The organism is Salmonella enterica subsp. arizonae (assembly GCF_008692845.1).
Classification (GTDB): Bacteria; Pseudomonadota; Gammaproteobacteria; order Enterobacterales; family Enterobacteriaceae; genus Salmonella; species Salmonella arizonae.
In genome coordinates this window covers 230,659-247,974 of sequence record NZ_VXJW01000005.1, presented here as the reverse complement: position 1 = coordinate 247,974, position 17,316 = coordinate 230,659, and the positions used below count along the sequence as shown (strand labels likewise).

Genomic DNA, 17,316 nt, shown 5'->3' with positions numbered 1-17,316 from the left:
GTCTGTGACGCTAAAGTAACAAAGTATTCACCTTCTGTCCATATAGGTTTTGATTGAAATCAGTAAAGGAGGCACATTTTAACAATATTACAGAAATCACGTTTCAAAATTATAACTATGCACAAATGTTAAATTTACCCATCAGGAGGTAGATTTAACGTATTTGAAACGATAAAAAATCTCATCTGAACCGATTCAACATCAGAAGTAGTGCATTAATATTCAATTTTATGAAATATAAATGCATTAACATCTGTAAGGGAAAATAAAAGGAGGTATTTACAAGTGCGTCCTTTTTACGCAATTCGTCATCACCCCTGCACAAAGCAGGTGCATTCGCAGCCACATACCATTATTCTGATAAAGACAAAAGAGTAGCTGTGATATTTAATAAATAGGTGTTGTAAATAAATAAATACAAAAAGCGGAATTGCAAACTTACACACGCACTAGTGCATCGTTCAAAATAAGCGCGTTATGAATAAACAGCGCACCATACACGAGGTTTTATGATGGACAGTCAGCAGCACGGCGAGCAGCTCAAGCGCGGCCTGAAAAACCGCCATATTCAGCTTATCGCGTTGGGCGGCGCGATAGGAACAGGCTTGTTCTTGGGAAGCGCCTCCGTTATCCAGTCGGCGGGGCCGGGAATTATTCTGGGCTATGCGATTGCAGGCTTTATTGCCTTTCTGATTATGCGCCAGTTGGGGGAGATGGTCGTTGAAGAACCGGTCGCCGGTTCCTTTAGCCACTTCGCCTATAAATACTGGGGCGGCTTTGCCGGATTCGCTTCCGGCTGGAACTACTGGGTACTGTATGTGCTGGTCGCGATGGCGGAACTGACCGCCGTCGGTAAATATATTCAGTTCTGGTGGCCGGAAATCCCCACCTGGGCCTCGGCGGCGCTTTTCTTCGTCGTCATCAACGCCATTAACCTGACCAACGTTAAAGTATTCGGCGAGATGGAGTTTTGGTTCGCCATTATCAAAGTGATCGCTGTCATCGCCATGATTCTGTTCGGCGCATGGTTACTCTTCAGCGATACCGCTGGCCCGCAGGCGACCGTGCGCAATCTGTGGGAACAGGGCGGCTTTCTGCCGCATGGCTGGACCGGGCTGGTGATGATGATGGCCATTATTATGTTTTCGTTCGGCGGACTGGAGCTGGTGGGGATCACCGCCGCTGAAGCCGATAACCCGGAACAGAGCATTCCTAAAGCCACCAATCAGGTTATCTATCGCATCCTGATTTTTTATATCGGCTCGCTGGCGGTCCTGCTTTCGCTGCTGCCGTGGGCACGCGTCACCGCCGATACCAGCCCGTTTGTCCTCATCTTCCATGAGCTGGGCGATACGTTTGTTGCCAATGCGCTGAATATCGTGGTTCTCACCGCCGCGCTATCGGTTTATAACAGCTGCGTCTACTGCAACAGCCGTATGCTGTTCGGTCTGGCCCAGCAGGGGAATGCGCCGAAAGCGCTGCTGTCCGTCGATAAACGCGGCGTGCCGGTCAATACCATACTGCTGTCGGCGATCGTTACCGCGCTATGCGTCCTGATCAACTACCTGGCTCCGGAATCCGCGTTCGGACTGTTAATGGCGCTGGTGGTCTCCGCGCTGGTCATTAACTGGGCGATGATTAGCCTTGCCCATATGAAGTTCCGTCGCGCGAAACAGCAACAGGGTGTGAAAACCCGCTTCCCGGCCCTGTTTTATCCGCTCGGCAATGTTCTCTGCCTGCTGTTTATGGCGGCGGTATTGCTCATTATGCTGATGACGCCAGGTATGGCGATCTCTGTGTGGTTGATTCCCGTATGGTTGCTCATTCTGGGCGTCGGCTACGTCTGTAAAGAAAAAACGGCAAAAGTGGTAAAAGCTCACTGATTATTGCCCGACGGTATGCATTATGCCTTCCCTCCCCGCCCGGGGAGGGTGTTATCTGCCTCACAGTTTCCCGCGTATAACCATTTCATCCATATCAGCGGCGTGATCCTGCTACGCAAAAAAAAGCTCGCAGGCGAATAATTACCGCCATCATCTGATGAGGAGAAGTCTCAATGGATAAGGGTAGGCTGTCAGTAAGAGAGAAAATCGGGTATGGCATGGGCGACGCCGGATGTAATATTATTTTTGGCGCTATCATGCTGTTTGTTAATTATTTTTATACGGATATTTTTGGGCTTGCTCCGGCGTTAGTCGGTGTTTTACTCCTTTCAGTGCGCGTTATCGATGCCGTTACCGATCCGGTGATGGGCGCGCTTGCCGACCGTACCCAAAGTCAATATGGCCGTTTTCGTCCCTGGCTACTGTGGGTTGCATTTCCCTACGCGCTGTTCAGCATTCTGATGTTTACGACGCCGGACTGGAGCTATAACAGCAAAGTTGTCTATGCCTTTGTCACCTATTTCCTGCTTTCCGTCACCTACACCGCCATCAATATTCCCTATTGCTCGCTGGGCGGCGTGATCACCAACGATCCGAAAGAGCGCGTGGCCTGTCAGTCTTATCGCTTCGTGTTAGTTGGCATCGCGACGCTGTTGCTATCGTTAACGCTATTGCCAATGGTGGACTGGTTTGGCGGCGGCGATAAAGCCAAAGGCTATCAGTTGGCGATGACCGTGCTGGCGATTATCGGCATGGGTATGTTTCTGTTCTGCTTCGCCAGCGTCCGCGAACGCGTTCGCCCTGCCGTTCCGACGCACGATGATATGAAGAATGATTTCAAAGACGTGTGGAAAAACGATCAGTGGGTACGCATTCTGCTATTGACCTTATGCAACGTTTGCCCGGGGTTTATTCGTATGGCGGCGACCATGTATTACGTCACCTGGGTGATGGGGCAAAGCACCCATTTCGCCACGCTTTTTATTAGTCTCGGCGTGGTCGGTATGATGATCGGCAGTATGTTGGCAAAAGTCTTAACCGATCGCTGGTGTAAATTGAAGGTATTTTTCTGGACCAACATCGTGCTGGCGATTTTCTCCTGCGCGTTCTATTTCTTTGATCCGAAAGCCACCGTGATGATTGTGGCGCTCTACTTCCTGCTCAATATTCTGCACCAAATCCCTTCCCCATTGCACTGGTCACTTATGGCGGACGTCGACGACTATGGCGAATGGAAAACCGGCAAACGGATTACCGGTATTAGCTTCTCCGGTAATCTGTTCTTTCTGAAACTGGGCCTGGCGATTGCCGGGGCGATGGTCGGTTTTTTGCTCTCCTGGTACGGTTATGACGCCAGCGCTAAAACGCAAAGCGCCTCGGCGATGAACGGTATTATGCTGCTGTTTACCGTTATCCCCGGCGTTGGGTATCTGATTACCGCAGTCGTCGTACGTCTACTGAAAGTTGACCGTGAACTGATGAAACAGATCCAGGACGATTTGGAAAAACGTCGCACTAATTACCGCGAATTGAGCGAGTTACAGGAACTCAACGCCGCTGAAAGCGTAAGGAAAGCCTGATGACAAACTGGCCAAACCCGTTTATTGAACAACGTGCCGATCCGTTTATTTTACGCGACGGCAGCGATTACTACTTTATTGCCTCCGTGCCGGAATATGACCGACTGGAAATCCGCCGTGCCGATTCGCTGCAAGGGCTGCGCGCCGCCGAACCCGTCGTAGTATGGCGCAAGCCGAAAACCGGCCCGATGAGCGAACTGATCTGGGCGCCGGAAATGCATCGTATCAACGGTAAGTGGTATCTTTATTTTGCTGCGGCGCATACCCAGGCGCTGGATAAATTGAATATGTTCCAGCACCGCATGTTTGCCCTTGAGTGCGCCGATGCCGATCCGCTCACCGGCGTCTGGACTGAAAAAGGCCAGGTTAAGACGCCGTTTGATACCTTCGCCCTGGATGCCACCACTTTTCATCATCAGGGAAAGCAGTGGTATCTGTGGGCGCAAAAAGCGCCAGATATCGCCGGTAACTCAAATATTTATCTGGCTGAACTGGAAAATCCATGGACCCTTAAAGGCGAGCCGGTGAGACTCAGTAAACCAGAGTATGACTGGGAGTGTCGGGGCTTTTGGGTTAACGAAGGCCCTGCAGTACTGGTACACGGCGATAAACTGTTTATCAGCTACTCCGCCAGCGCCACCGATGAAAACTATTGTATGGGCTTGCTGTGGATTGATCTGCGCGCCGATCCGCGCGATCCGGCAAACTGGCATAAGTTACCGCATCCGGTTTTTACCACCAGTATTGAAAATCGTCAGTTCGGTCCCGGTCACAATAGCTTCACCACAACGCCAGACGGCGAAGATGTACTGGTCTATCACGCACGAAACTATACTGAAATAGTAGGCGATCCGCTGTATGATCCAAACCGCCATACCCGCCTGAAACGGATTCGCTGGGATGAGAATGGAATGCCTGATTTTGGCATTCCACCAGCAGATACGCTCTGATCCCTTTACCCACTATCGTTCGTAGGCCGGATAAAGCGCGTGCGCCGCCCTCCGGCAAAACCGTGTTACACCAGCGCGCCGTACAGAGTCAACACGGCAATAATCACTACTACCACAAACGAGGCTTTCTTCGCCATCGACACCGCCGCCTTTGGCGTTTCCACTTTGTCAGTATGCGGTTCGCGCGCCAGTGAGAATTGCGCCAGACGCGTGAGTACCTGATATTGCGAAGTATGCAAATCCGCCAGCGAAGCAAACCAGGCCGGCAACGCTTTCTCGCCATGCCCCAGCAACGCATACACCACGCCCGCCAGACGTACCGGGATCCAGTCGAGCACATGAAGAATAGCGTCAATGCCGGATTGCAAACGTTGGTGCGGCGTCTGATAGCGCGCCAGCCAAGTCTGCCAGGACCGTAAAAACGCATAGCCCACCAGCGTTACCGGTCCCCATGGACCACCGACGATAAACCAAAATAGCGGCGCGAGGTAAAAACGGAAATTTATCCATAACAGCGCGTTTTGCAGCTCATGCAAAAACTCACGCTCATTGCAGTCCGGCGGTACGCCATGAATCAGCGTAAGCTCGCCAGCCATCGCCTCGCAAGGATGCGGATCGTTACGGGACGCCGCTTTCAGCCAGGCGTGATAATGTACTCGCGCTTTACCCGCGCCGATACACAGTACGCCCAGTAGAATCCACATCACCAGCGTCGGCACGTTAAATAGCAGCCCTTTTAACCCCTGAAGCAGCAGAAAAGTCACCGCCATCGCGATCGCCGTCATCCCCATCGTACGCAACACTGAAAAATGGGTAATTCGGTGGAATAGCGCCTCCAGCCGGTGATCGAGCTGCCAGTGCTCGCCCAGCTTAAACAGGCGCTCGACAATCAGCACCAGTAATGTCGTAAACAGCGTCATGTCATCTCCTTGTGCGACGAGGGGGCGACCAAAGCGCGAAACCGCGGCCAGTCAAAAGCGGGGCCAGGGTCCGTTTTACGGTCAGGCGCAATATTGCAGTGTCCGGTCATATTGTCGGCAATCGCAGGGTAGCAAGCGATGAGCGTGCGCGTCACGGCGGCTAACTGCTGATATTGCACATCGGTATAGGGCAACGCATCCGTGCCCTCCAGCTCAATACCAATGGAAAAATCATTACAGCGTTCCCGCCCCTGATAGTTTGATACACCCGCATGCCACGCACGCTTATCAAAAGGCACATACTGAACGATTTCACCGTCGCGGCGAATTAGACAATGGGCCGAAACGCGAAGATGAGCGATTTCTGCAAAAAAAGGATGGGCGTCTGGATATATTTTTCCGGTGAATAACGCATCGATCCACGGACCGCCAAACTCGCCGGGGGGCAGGCTGATATTATGCACCACCAGCAATGACGGGTTTTCGTCATCCGGGCGGCAATCATAATGCGGAGAAGGTACGCGTCGCGCCTCAACCAACCAACCCTTGTCTAGCAACATGCGGAGCCTCCTTTTGAGTGGTGCTTATAGCTGCTTCAGAGTAGCATGTTTCTACCTTATGATTCGTTAGTAATTTGGAGTTTTATCATGCCGCCTCGCCGTTATAACCCAGACGACCGACGTGACGCGCTACTGGAACGTATTAATATTGATATCCCTGCCGCCGTTGCTCAGGCGCTGCGTGAGGATTTAGGTGGAGAAGTCGATGCCAGCAACGATATCACCGCACAACTTTTGCCGGAAGATATACGTACCCATGCCGCAGTGATTACCCGTGAAGACGGCGTTTTCTGTGGCAAGCGCTGGGTTGAAGAGGTCTTCATCCAACTGGCGGGCGACGATGTGCACCTCACCTGGCATGTCGACGACGGCGACGCTATTCACGCGAACCAAACGCTGTTTGAGCTGGACGGCTCTGCTCGCGTATTGCTGACCGGCGAGCGCACGGCGTTAAACTTTGTCCAGACTCTTTCCGGCGTCGCCAGCGAAGTACGCCGCTACGTTGCGCTTTTGACGGGCACCAAAACCCAGTTGCTCGACACGCGTAAAACGCTGCCGGGCCTGCGCACCGCGCTAAAATATGCGGTCTTATGCGGCGGCGGCGCGAATCATCGTTTGGGCCTCACTGACGCTTTCCTGATTAAAGAAAACCATATCATCGCCTCCGGATCTGTTCGTCAGGCGGTGGAAAAAGCATTCTGGCTACATCCGGACGTGCCGATAGAAGTCGAAGTCGAAAATCTGGATGAACTGGACGATGCGTTGAAAGCAGGGGCGGATATCATCATGCTGGATAATTTCGAAACCGACCAGATGCGCGAGGCGGTGAAACGCGTCAACGGCCAGGCGCAGCTGGAGGTGTCCGGCAACGTGACCGCAAAAACCTTACGCGAATTTGCTGAAACCGGGGTGGACTTCATCTCCGTTGGCGCGCTGACCAAGCACCTGCGCGCGCTCGATCTCTCCATGCGTTTTCGCTGATCCTCTCCGCCCGATGGCGCTATGCCGTCGGGTCTATAAATCCCTATCCGTAAGCCTGCGTCGTTATCCGGTAAAATATTGGTAGCGCCTCGCAATAACGTTGCCATGTCATGTAACGCAGCGAAAATCTTCAGAATCCGCCTTCCCGTTTTACCTTTTGCCGCTCGCCCGTTCTTTTCTCGTTTGCCAAAGTAGCGCCAGCTAACTCAAGGAGCGAACAATGGAAAAACAACGCGGTTTCACGCTTATCGAACTGATGGTCGTTATTGGCATCATCGCCATTTTAAGCGCCATCGGCATTCCGGCTTACCAGAACTATCTGCGTAAAGCGGCGCTGACGGATATGTTGCAAACTTTTGTCCCCTACCGTACCGCCGTCGAACTCTGCGCTCTGGAACATGGGGGTACGGGCACTTGTGATGCGGGCGCCAACGGTATCCCCTCGCCCGTCGTCACCCGTTATGTTTCGGGCATGAGTGTGGAAAAAGGCGTCATCACGCTTACCGGTCAGGAGAGTCTGAACGGGCTTAGCGTCATCATGACGCCCGCCTGGGACAATGCTAACGGCATTACCGGCTGGACGCGTAACTGCAATATTCAAAGCGACAGCGCGCTACAACAGGCTTGTGAAGATGTCTTCCGTTTTGACGCCAACTAAGGAAACAAGATGAAGGACGCACAGCTCAACACCTTGTGTCAACGTCACCAGGCTGTACTGATCAATAGCGCCAGCAACAGTATCACTGTTGCAGTGGTCGACGCGCCCTCTCATGCGTTACTGGACGCTCTGCATTTCGCCACGCAAAAACAGATTGATATTGTGTGCTGGACTCGCCAGCAAATGGAAAATCATCTGCATAAGCCGGATCAGGCTCCCTCGGCAAACGCCGCGAAAGGCGGAGAAACCGCAGCCCAGCTTCTCAATCAGACATTACGCTCGGCGATGGCGAAACGCGCCTCCGATATCCATCTCGAACCAGGCGCCAGCCGCTACCGGATCAGGCTCCGCATCGACGGCGTTCTTCATATCCTGCAGGACATCCCCAAAGAGACGGGTATTGCGATGACGGCCAGTTTGAAAGTCCGGGGAAATCTGGACATCGCCGAACATCGCCTGCCGCAGGACGGGCAATTTACCGTTGACCTGACGGGCGAAAGCATCTCTTTTCGTATCGCCACGCTTCCCTGTAAAGAAGGCGAAAAAGTCGTCTTACGGTTATTGCATCAGGTTGAACAAACGCTGGATCTGGACGCTCTGGGCATGTGTGGGACGCAACTTACCGCTTTTAAACAAGCCCTACAGCAACCTCAGGGACTGGTACTGGTGACTGGCCCTACCGGCAGCGGAAAAACGGTCACGCTATACAGCGCGCTACAAACCCGCAATACGCCGGGTATCAACCTCTGTAGCGTTGAAGATCCGATAGAAATTCCACTGGATGGGATTAACCAGACGCAGATCCATCCCCGCGCCGGGCTCACCTTTCAAAATGTGCTGCGCGCGCTTTTACGCCAGGACCCTGACATCATCATGGTAGGTGAAATTCGTGACGGCGACACCGCAGAAATCGCCATTAAGGCGGCACAAACGGGCCATCTGGTACTTTCAACGCTCCATACGAACTCCACCAGCGAAACCCTGATACGTTTACAGCAAATGGGCGTAGCACGCTGGATGATCTCATCGGCGCTTACGCTGGTGGTAGCGCAACGCCTGGTAAGGAAGCTTTGCCCGCACTGCAAACAACGTCTGAGCGATCCCGTGGTGTTATCGCCCAACCTTTGGCCCAGCGCGCTACCGCGCTGGCAGGCAAGCGGCTGTCAGCATTGCTACCACGGCTTTTATGGCCGAACCGCGTTATTCGAAGTGTTAACCGTTACCCCGGCATTACGACAGTTAATTGCGAGCGGCGCATCGGCGCAGGCATTGGAAGCCCACCTCCAACAGACTGGTACAGGGACGCTTTTTGAAAATGGCTGTCGCGCCGTTGAGCAAGGCATGACGTCCTTTGAAGAGATACTACGCGTTCTGGGAATGCCCCATGACGGTTAAACAGCTCTGGCGCTGGCAAGGCGTTAACGATAAAGGCCAACTGGAACAAGACGTTGTATGGGTGGACAATCGTCTGGCGCTGATCATCACCCTGCAACACCAGCGCATTATGCCGCTTCGCATCAAGCGCATGGGTGTTAACGCCGCACTGTGGAAAGAAGAGCAAAGCGCTGAAATTATTCATCAGTTGGCCACGCTCATTCATGCCGGACTGACGCTTTCTGAAGGGCTGGAACTCCTTGCGAAACAGCATCCCCACCGACAATGGCAAGCGCTGTTGCGCACGCTGGCTCACGAGCTTGAACAGGGCGTCCCTTTTTCCAGCGCATTAGTCTCCTGGCCGCAGGTATTTCCGCCGCTCTACCAGACGATGATCCGCACCGGAGAACTGACCGGCAAACTGGCCGAATGCTGCTTTGAACTGGCCCGTCAGCAAAAAGCGCAACGGCAGATTACGGTTAGCGTGAAAAAGGCGCTGCGCTATCCCGCCATTATTCTGACAATGGCCGCCCTGGTCGTTTTCGCCATGCTGCACTTTGTCCTGCCGGAATTTTCCGCCATTTACCGTAGCTTCAATACCCCGCTCCCTCTTCTGACACGCGGTATTATCGCGATAGCGCAATGGGGGTCGGCATGGGGTTGGCTCATCTTACTCCTGGCGGTTATCGGTGCTATCGCTCACCACAGGGTAAAACAAAAACCGTCCTGGCAGGCGCAGCGCCAGCACCTTCTGCTACGGCTCCCCGTCATGGGCCGCCTGATAAGAGGCCAGAAACTAGCGCAAATATTCACCGTACTGGCATTAACCCAAAGCGCAGGCATTCCTTTTCTTCAGGGACTGGAAAGCGCTATCGATAGTCTCGGCTGCCCTTACTGGTCACAGCGTTTAACGCAGGTACATCAGGAAATCGCCGCGGGCAATCCGGTCTGGTTGGCGCTAAAAAATACGCAGGAATTTAGTCCGCTATGCCTGCAACTGGTCAGAACGGGCGAAGCGTCCGGTTCACTCGATATCATGCTGCATAACCTTGCCCGTCACCACAGTGAAACTACGCTGGCGCTGGCCGATAATCTGGCGTCGCTGTTGGAACCGGCGTTATTGATCATCACCGGCTTAATTATCGGTACGCTGGTGGTGGCGATGTATTTGCCGATTTTTCATCTGGGAGACGCGATGAGCGGGATGGGATAAGGCTGGCGCACATTTACGCCAGCCAGAATATTAGAGGTTATTGAAAATGCGGTTTTCTTGTTCCTGCACCCGAATAAAGGTGGTGCGTTTGGTCAACTCTTTCAGACGAGACGCGCCGACATAAGTGCAGGCTGAGCGTAAACCGCCCAGGATATCGCGGGCGGTATTGCCCACCGGCCCGCGCAGCGGCAATTTAACCGTTTTACCTTCTGCCGCGCGGTATTTCGCAACGCCGCCGACATGACGGTTCATCGCTGATTCCGAACTCATGCCGTAGAACAGCATAAATTTCTCGCCGTTCTCTTCTACCACGCTGCCACCGCTCTCTTCGTGACCCGCCAGCATGCCGCCCAACATAACGAAATCCGCGCCGCCGCCAAAGGCCTTTGCTACGTCGCCTGGCATGGTGCAGCCGCCATCGCTGACGATCATACCGCCCAGGCCATGCGCCGCGTCAGCACATTCGATAACCGCCGACAGTTGCGGATAACCGACGCCGGTTTTTACACGCGTCGTGCATACGGAGCCGGGACCAATTCCCACTTTCACGATATCGGCGCCGGAGAGGATAAGCTCTTCGCACATCTCGCCCGTTACCACATTACCTGCGCAGATCGTTTTTGTCGGCCATGCTTCACGCGCCTTCGCGACGAACTGCACGAAATGTTCTGAATAACCATTGGCCACATCAATGCAAACAAAGTTCAGCGCAGGATTCAGCGCCAGAATCTGCGCCGTTTTTGCGAAATCAGCGTCAGAGGTACCGGTGGAAACCATCACATGCTTCAGAACATCAGCCGAAGCCGTGTTGATAAAAGCTGCCCACTCTTCAACGGTGTAATGTTTATGTACAGCAGTCAGAATATCGAACCCAGCCAACGCTTGCGCCATTTCAAACGTCCCGACGGTATCCATATTTGCCGCGATAATCGGTACGCCAGACCAGGTCTGACCTGAGTGTTTAAAGGTGAATTGACGTTCCAGTTCGACATCGGAACGGCTTTTGAGGGTAGAACGTTTAGGACGGATAAGAACGTCTTTGAAACCTAACTTCAGATCTTCTTCAATACGCATGTGTGGATTCCTGGGGTTAATGGCGAAAAATCGAAACTCACAACTCCAGTGACGCTATCATACGCACTAATCATGGCCGTACAAGACTGCGAAATTCTCTTTTTTTACGTTACAATCCCATAAATTTACCTGGCGAATAGTAGGTTAATGCTCAGAGCGTATCGTCTTTGTATGTTTAAAATTTAACCTTTTGATTGGCAAACTAAAATTCCGGAAGCTGGAGATATGAGGTATACCGTAGCCTTAACCGGCGGTATTGGCAGCGGTAAAAGTACCGTCGCTGATGCCTTCGCTGACCTCGGAATAACCGTCATCGACGCGGATATTATCGCGCGCCAGATGGTTGAGCCAGGGCAGCCCGCCCTGAACGCAATAGCGGAACATTTTGGTTCTGAACTTATCGCCGCCGACGGCACGTTACGTCGCCGGGCGCTGCGTGAGCGTATTTTTTCGCATCCGGAAGAAAAAGCCTGGCTTAACGCTCTGCTTCATCCCTTAATTCAGCAGGAAACCCAGCGGCAGTTTCAACAGGCGACGTCGCCTTATGTATTATGGGTTGTTCCTCTGCTGGTTGAAAACAAGCTATATCCCAAAGCCAACCGCGTACTGGTGGTTGACATTAAGCCCGAAACGCAACTCATGCGTACAATGCAGCGTGATGATGTTACACGCGAGCATGTTGAACACATTCTCGCTGCACAGGCGACGCGTGAAGCGCGCCTTGCCGTAGCGGACGATGTTATTGATAATAACGGCGCACCGGATGCTATCGCATCAGATGTGGCCCGCCTGCACGCCTGTTATCTTAAGCTCGCGTCGCAGTTTGTCTCACAGGAAAAACCGTAATGCACACCCAGGTCCTATTTGAACACCCTCTCAATGAGAAGATGCGTACGTGGCTGCGCATAGAGTTTTTGATCCAACAGCTCTCCATCAACCTGCCAATTGCAGACCATGCGGGCGCTCTGCATTTTTTCCGTAATATCAGCGACCTGCTGGATGTGTTCGAACGTGGCGAAGTCCGTACCGAACTGCTGAAAGAGCTGGAGCGACAGCAGCGAAAATTACAGGCATGGGTTGAAGTTCCCGGCGTCGACCAGGACCGTATTGAAGCCCTGCGCCAGCAGTTAAAATCCGCGGGCAGCGTGCTGATCTCCGCGCCGAGGATTGGCCAGCAGCTACGCGAAGATCGCTTGATTGCCCTTGTACGTCAACGCTTAAGTATTCCGGGCGGCTGTTGCAGTTTCGATTTACCCACGCTGCATATCTGGTTGCACCTACAACAGCCACAGCGCGACGCCCAGATTGAAAGCTGGCTTGCCAGCCTGAACCCCCTCACCCAGGCGCTGACTCTGGTGCTTGATCTGATCCGCAATTCAGCGCCCTTCCGCAAGCAAACCAGCCTGAACGGGTTTTATCAGGATAACGGGGACGATGCCGATTTACTGCGTCTGATACTGACGCTTGATTCCCAACTTTACCCACAAATTTCCGGCCATAAGAGCCGTTTTGCCATTCGCTTTATGCCGCTGGATAGTGAAAATGGTCTGGTGCCGGAGCGTCTTGATTTTGAACTGGCCTGTTGCTAAGGAGTAAAAATGTCTGACGTTACCGTCGTAAGCTGTCCGACCTGCGGTAAACCGGTAGTCTGGGGGGAAGTCAGCCCCTTCCGCCCGTTCTGTTCTAAACGCTGTCAGTTAATTGATTTGGGTGAATGGGCCGCCGAAGAGAAGCGAATCGCCAGCAGCGGCGACCTGTCTGATAGTGACGACTGGAGCGAAGAGCACTAACGGCAAGGTCTCTCTTGATACGGCAATATCACCGAGCGGAACGATATTCATATCAAGTTGTACCACATCGCCAAAGCGAATACCGGCGCCACAGTGTTCGTTAATTAAATCAACATCGCCTCGATCCCTCAGTCTCCACAGAAGAAGACACGACCGATGCGATGGCGGATCGGGTACGCGAGGCAAAATTGCGTTATCTCAGGTCCTAATTTCGCAGGAGATAGCGGCAATTGAGGCGGTTTTCCCTCATAATGCCACGGCTGGCACCCGTTACTGGCCAGAAATTATGTCCACATTAAATCGATAATAAGATCAACGGGGATCGTATTGAGATCCCCAGTTAATGCGCACATTGTCGTAATTTGCGAATAATCGGCTCATTGGCAGGCGGGAAGTCGTCCGCATTCAACGTGCTTTGCGCGATCCACTGTCCCGGCTGTCCTTCTTTCCCCCACGGTTCGCCCTCCCAGCGTTCAACCAGCCAAAACCATAGCGTGATGTGCCGGTCCGGGAATTGATATTCCAAAGTATCGAATAGTGTCGCCAGTGTTGGCGTAATTCCCACTTCTTCCTGTAGCTCACGGATCAACGCCTGCTCTGGTGTTTCTCCGGATTCTATTTTTCCGCCGGGGAATTCAAGCTTGTTCGCCATATGCGCATCAGCGGCGCGCCGGGTAATAAAAATTTCATCGTTCGGGTTGCGGATAATCCCAACCGCAATTTGCAGTTTTTTCATCTTGTTGTATCCATAAAAAAAGCGCAGTCGCCTGCGCCTTTTTATCCGTGTTCAATACCAGGCCGAATAAGCGTAGCGCCATTCGGCAATAATGCCAGCATCGACCTGATGGCAACACATTACGTCTTATCAGGCCGATAAATTTATCGCATTAACTCAGGCGACCGTGACACTGTTTGTATTTCTTACCGGAACCGCAAGGGCAAGGATCGTTACGTCCAATCTTACGTTCGCCCGTTTGAGCGGCTAGATCGGCAGCCACGGCGGCATCGTCATCCTGATGGCTTAACTGCTGCATCAGCGCCAGGCGCTCCGCCTCTTCGCGACGCTGCATCTCCATCGCTTCGACCTCTTCCGGCATACGTACCTGAACTTTGCTCAGAGTGCTGATCACTTCATATTTCAGCGATTCCAGCATCGCGGCGAACATAGCGAAGGATTCGCGCTTATACTCCTGCTTCGGATCTTTTTGCGCATAGCCGCGCAGATGAATACCCTGACGCAGATAATCCATCGCCGCCAGATGCTCTTTCCACAGGGAATCGAGAGTTTGCAGCATCACGCCTTTCTCGAAGTGACGCATCATTTCAGCGCCAACCACCTCTTCTTTACGCTGATACAACTCGATGGACTGCGCCAGGATACGCTCACGCAGCGTCTCTTCATGCAGCTCCGGCTCTTTATCCAGCCATTCGGCAATCGGCAACTCCAGGTCAAAGTCGTTTTTCAGGCGTTCCTGCAAACCGGGGATATCCCACATCTCTTCCAGCGACTGCGGCGGAATGTAGGCGTCAATGGTCGCCTTAAAGACATCTTCACGAATGCTGTTAATGGTGTCGCTAACGTCAGACACATCCAGCAGTTCGTTACGCTGGGAATAAATTGCACGACGCTGATCGTTCGCCACGTCATCATATTCCAGCAGTTGCTTACGAATATCGAAGTTACGACTTTCCACTTTACGCTGCGCGTTAGCGATAGCTTTCGTTACCCACGGGTGCTCAATCGCTTCGCCGGGTTTCATGCCCAGTTTACGCATCATACCTGACACGCGATCGGAGGCGAAAATACGCATCAGCGCATCTTCCATCGACAGATAGAAACGGGACGAACCCGGATCGCCCTGGCGACCGGAACGCCCGCGCAACTGATTATCGATACGACGGGATTCATGACGCTCGGTGCCGATAATATGCAGACCGCCTGCAGCCAGCACCGCGTCGTGGCGCGCCTGCCAGTCAGCTTTAATCTGCGCAATTTGTTCCTCCGTCGGCGCTTCCAGCGCGGCGACTTCCGCCTGCCAGCTACCGCCCAGCATAATATCGGTACCACGACCCGCCATGTTAGTGGCGATAGTGACCGCCGCAGGATAACCGGCCTGCGCAACGATGCCTGCTTCGTTGGCGTGGAATTTAGCGTTCAGTACGTTATGTTTGATGCCCGCTTTGGTCAGCTCTCTGGAAACCACTTCAGATTTCTCGATAGAAATCGTCCCGACCAGCACTGGCTGTCCGTTCGCAGTGCGCTCTTTGATATCTTCGATAATGGCCTGGATTTTTTCCGCTTCGGTCATGTAGACCAGATCCGGCAAATCCTTACGGATCATTGGACGATTGGTTGGCACGACCACGGTATCCAGCTTATAGATGGAACTAAATTCAAACGCTTCAGTATCCGCCGTACCGGTCATACCGGCCAGCTTTTCATACAGACGGAAGTAGTTCTGGAAGGTGATAGACGCCAGCGTCTGGTTTTCATTCTGAATTTCAACACCTTCTTTCGCTTCTACCGCCTGGTGTAAACCGTCAGACCAGCGACGCCCCTGCATGGTACGACCGGTATGTTCATCAACAATGATGACTTCGCCGTCTTTCACAATGTAATCCACGTCGCGGGTAAACAGCGCATGCGCGCGTAGCGCGGCGGTGACGTGATGCATCAGCATAATATTGCCAGGAGAGTAGAGAGACTCACCCTCATCCATAATGCCTTCTTGCACCAGTAGCTCTTCAATCAGCACCAGACCGCGTTCGGTCAGGTTGACCTGACGCGCTTTCTCATCCACGGAGAAATGGCCTTCGCCCTGGAAAGTGTCAGAATCTTCTTTCTCCTGACGAATCAGATGCGGGATGATTTTGTTCACTTTTTTGTACATTTCCGAGCTGTCTTCCGCCGGGCCGGAAATGATCAGCGGGGTACGCGCTTCATCGATCAGGATGGAGTCAACCTCATCCACCAGCGCATAGTGAAGTTTACGCTGCACGCGCTCTTCCGGGCTGAACGCCATGTTGTCGCGCAGGTAGTCAAAACCGTATTCGTTGTTAGTACCGTAAGTGATGTCGGCAGCGTAAGCTTCACGCTTGGCTGGCGCAGGCATACCTGGCAGGTTGATGCCAACAGTCATACCGAGGAATTCGAACAGTGGACGGTTGTTTTCGGCGTCACGCTGGGCCAGATAGTCGTTCACGGTAACGACGTGAACGCCTTTACCGGACAGCGCGTTCAGGTAGGCTGGCAACGTTGCGGTCAGGGTCTTACCTTCACCGGTGCGCATTTCCGCGATGCAGCGATCGTTGAGAACCATACCGCCCAACAACTGAACGTCGAAGTGACGCATCCCGAAGACGCGTTTACTGGCTTCACGCACCACCGCGAACGCTTCCGGAATGAGGCTCTCTACGCTTTCGCCTTTTTCAATACGTGCGCGGAATTCGTTGGTTTTCGCTTTCAGTTCTTCATCGGAGAGTTTTTCCATCTCCGGTTCCATTGCATTAATAAGGCTCACGGCCTTACGCATACGACGCAGCGTACGATCGTTACGGCTACCGAATACTTTCGTTAATAGTTTGATTAGCATAATAAAATCTCAAACGCCCCGCGCCGCGGAGCTACAATAAAGTTAAAGGGTCTTTTTTCGTTAGCTGAGACGTTGAGGACCGGCGCGAATGCCCTGCGCCTGACTTATCCAGGCCGGGATGCTAAATGCGGTTTGCGGCGCGAAATACGCCAGGGAGACGCGAATAATCGCAGGCGGCGTGCCCTCCTGCGTGAGCATCGCGCTGAGCGTATTCAGTAAAGCGATATGATGCGCCTGTAATGGCGATGGCGCGTCGGCAACGAGCAGCGTTTGCGGCGCCATTGCAAAAGAGAGGTGGCGAATCACCGTGCGAATAGCGTGCTGATGCCAGTAATCTACGGTGAAATTGGGACGACGGTTAGACGCTTCTAACAGCGCCAGTTGGCTAAAGTTAACTTTAGACGCGGCGCTGTGGTTGCTGGCAGTCGCCCTTGCAGGTGTATTGGTTTCAGCGACGTTACTGAGCGCGGGCAAACCTAAACTCGCCGCGACCATCCCTAATAAGAGATGCGGCCAGAAATATCGTCTGCCTAACTGTCGCCAGCGCGTCAGTATTCCACTCACGTCATTGTCACCTGATATGCCCTTAATGGGCTTATAAAATTAAAACAATTTGCGCACAAATCTTATCATTAAAGCGTACGCGCTACAGCAGTAATGACGAGAAACAAAGATAAAAAATGGCTAAGAAAACAGCGAACGCGCCGTATTTCGATTTAATCCTGCTAAACAGGCGCGGG

The 17,316-nt window shown here is 52.9% G+C and carries 16 protein-coding genes and 1 pseudogene; 10 read left to right on the top strand and 7 right to left on the bottom strand.

The genetic code is table 11. The annotated features are described in order from the left end of the window. Window positions 1–509 precede the first annotated feature (509 nt). The 3 genes from aroP to F4V61_RS11990 all read left to right on the top strand — a co-directional run bounded on the left by aroP (window position 510) and on the right by F4V61_RS11990 (window position 4,413). The gene (gene aroP, locus F4V61_RS12000) at window positions 510–1,883 is read left to right on the top strand and encodes an aromatic amino acid transporter AroP (RefSeq protein ID WP_012210531.1); all 1,374 of its coding nucleotides are present in this window, start codon (window positions 510–512) and stop codon (window positions 1,881–1,883) included. A 173-nt stretch (window positions 1,884–2,056) separates the two neighbouring features. Then, a complete protein-coding gene (locus tag F4V61_RS11995) occupies window positions 2,057–3,463 on the top strand; it encodes a glycoside-pentoside-hexuronide (GPH):cation symporter (RefSeq protein ID WP_038396956.1) in 1,407 nt (468 codons plus the stop codon). Continuing rightward, on the top strand, window positions 3,463–4,413 hold the full coding sequence (locus tag F4V61_RS11990) for a glycoside hydrolase family 43 protein (protein ID WP_038396957.1): 951 nt from the start codon (window positions 3,463–3,465) through the stop codon (window positions 4,411–4,413). Before F4V61_RS11995 ends, F4V61_RS11990 begins: the two co-directional genes overlap by 1 nt. Window positions 4,414–4,478: 65 nt before the next feature. Here the strand turns inward: F4V61_RS11990 and ampE are convergent, their stop codons facing one another. Then, window positions 4,479–5,333, bottom strand: coding sequence for a beta-lactamase regulator AmpE (gene ampE, locus F4V61_RS11985; RefSeq protein ID WP_038396958.1), 855 nt, complete (start codon window positions 5,331–5,333; stop codon window positions 4,479–4,481). Then, window positions 5,330–5,893 (bottom strand): 1,6-anhydro-N-acetylmuramyl-L-alanine amidase AmpD, encoded by a 564-nt coding sequence (gene ampD, locus F4V61_RS11980; protein ID WP_000923241.1) that lies wholly within the window; start codon window positions 5,891–5,893, stop codon window positions 5,330–5,332. Before ampD ends, ampE begins: the two co-directional genes overlap by 4 nt. An 87-nt stretch (window positions 5,894–5,980) precedes the next feature. Between ampD and nadC the strand changes: the two genes are divergently transcribed. From nadC to hofC, 4 genes are all read left to right on the top strand, one after another. Continuing rightward, a complete protein-coding gene (gene nadC, locus F4V61_RS11975) occupies window positions 5,981–6,874 on the top strand; it encodes a carboxylating nicotinate-nucleotide diphosphorylase (protein WP_080152759.1) in 894 nt (297 codons plus the stop codon). Window positions 6,875–7,094: 220 nt separating this feature from the next. Beyond that, window positions 7,095–7,532, top strand: a complete 438-nt coding sequence (gene ppdD, locus F4V61_RS11970; protein WP_038396959.1) for a prepilin peptidase-dependent pilin — start codon at window positions 7,095–7,097, stop codon at window positions 7,530–7,532. Between the two features lie 9 nt (window positions 7,533–7,541). Next, window positions 7,542–8,927, top strand: coding sequence for a type II secretion system protein GspE (gene gspE, locus F4V61_RS11965; RefSeq protein WP_080160904.1), 1,386 nt, complete (start codon window positions 7,542–7,544; stop codon window positions 8,925–8,927). Continuing rightward, entirely contained in the window at window positions 8,917–10,119 is a 1,203-nt protein-coding gene (gene hofC / locus F4V61_RS11960) for a protein transport protein HofC (RefSeq protein WP_080160905.1), read from the top strand. The genes gspE and hofC overlap by 11 nt, the downstream gene beginning before the upstream one ends. Before the next feature lie 30 nt (window positions 10,120–10,149). On the opposite strand, the gene F4V61_RS11955 is transcribed toward hofC, so the two are convergent. Further along, on the bottom strand, window positions 10,150–11,193 hold the full coding sequence (locus F4V61_RS11955; protein WP_001217362.1) for a GMP reductase: 1,044 nt from the start codon (window positions 11,191–11,193) through the stop codon (window positions 10,150–10,152). A gap of 225 nt (window positions 11,194–11,418) precedes the next feature. Between F4V61_RS11955 and coaE the strand changes: the two genes are divergently transcribed. The 3 genes from coaE to yacG are packed head-to-tail and all read left to right on the top strand — an operon-like array spanning window position 11,419 to window position 12,983. Continuing rightward, complete coding sequence (gene coaE, locus F4V61_RS11950; protein WP_001270910.1) at window positions 11,419–12,039, top strand: dephospho-CoA kinase; 621 nt, start codon at window positions 11,419–11,421, stop codon at window positions 12,037–12,039. After that, on the top strand, window positions 12,039–12,782 hold the full coding sequence (zapD, locus tag F4V61_RS11945) for a cell division protein ZapD (RefSeq protein WP_080160906.1): 744 nt from the start codon (window positions 12,039–12,041) through the stop codon (window positions 12,780–12,782). Before coaE ends, zapD begins: the two co-directional genes overlap by 1 nt. 9 nt (window positions 12,783–12,791) lie before the next feature. Further along, a complete protein-coding gene (gene yacG, locus F4V61_RS11940) occupies window positions 12,792–12,983 on the top strand; it encodes a DNA gyrase inhibitor YacG (RefSeq protein WP_038396964.1) in 192 nt (63 codons plus the stop codon). Between the two features lie 24 nt (window positions 12,984–13,007). Here the strand turns inward: yacG and F4V61_RS22850 are convergent. The 4 genes and pseudogenes from F4V61_RS22850 to secM all read right to left on the bottom strand — a co-directional run. Then, window positions 13,008–13,103, bottom strand: a pseudogene (locus tag F4V61_RS22850) (LysR family transcriptional regulator); the annotation flags it as partial. Window positions 13,104–13,323: 220 nt separating this feature from the next. Further along, window positions 13,324–13,719, bottom strand: a complete 396-nt coding sequence (gene mutT, locus F4V61_RS11925) for an 8-oxo-dGTP diphosphatase MutT (protein WP_038396965.1) — start codon at window positions 13,717–13,719, stop codon at window positions 13,324–13,326. Window positions 13,720–13,870: 151 nt separating this feature from the next. Continuing rightward, the gene (gene secA, locus F4V61_RS11920; RefSeq protein WP_058344661.1) at window positions 13,871–16,576 is read right to left on the bottom strand and encodes a preprotein translocase subunit SecA; all 2,706 of its coding nucleotides are present in this window, start codon (window positions 16,574–16,576) and stop codon (window positions 13,871–13,873) included. A 60-nt stretch (window positions 16,577–16,636) separates the two neighbouring features. Next, window positions 16,637–17,140: a secA translation cis-regulator SecM gene (secM, locus tag F4V61_RS11915; RefSeq protein ID WP_000014341.1), complete on the bottom strand. Its 504-nt coding sequence runs from the start codon at window positions 17,138–17,140 to the stop codon at window positions 16,637–16,639. Window positions 17,141–17,316 lie beyond the last annotated feature (176 nt).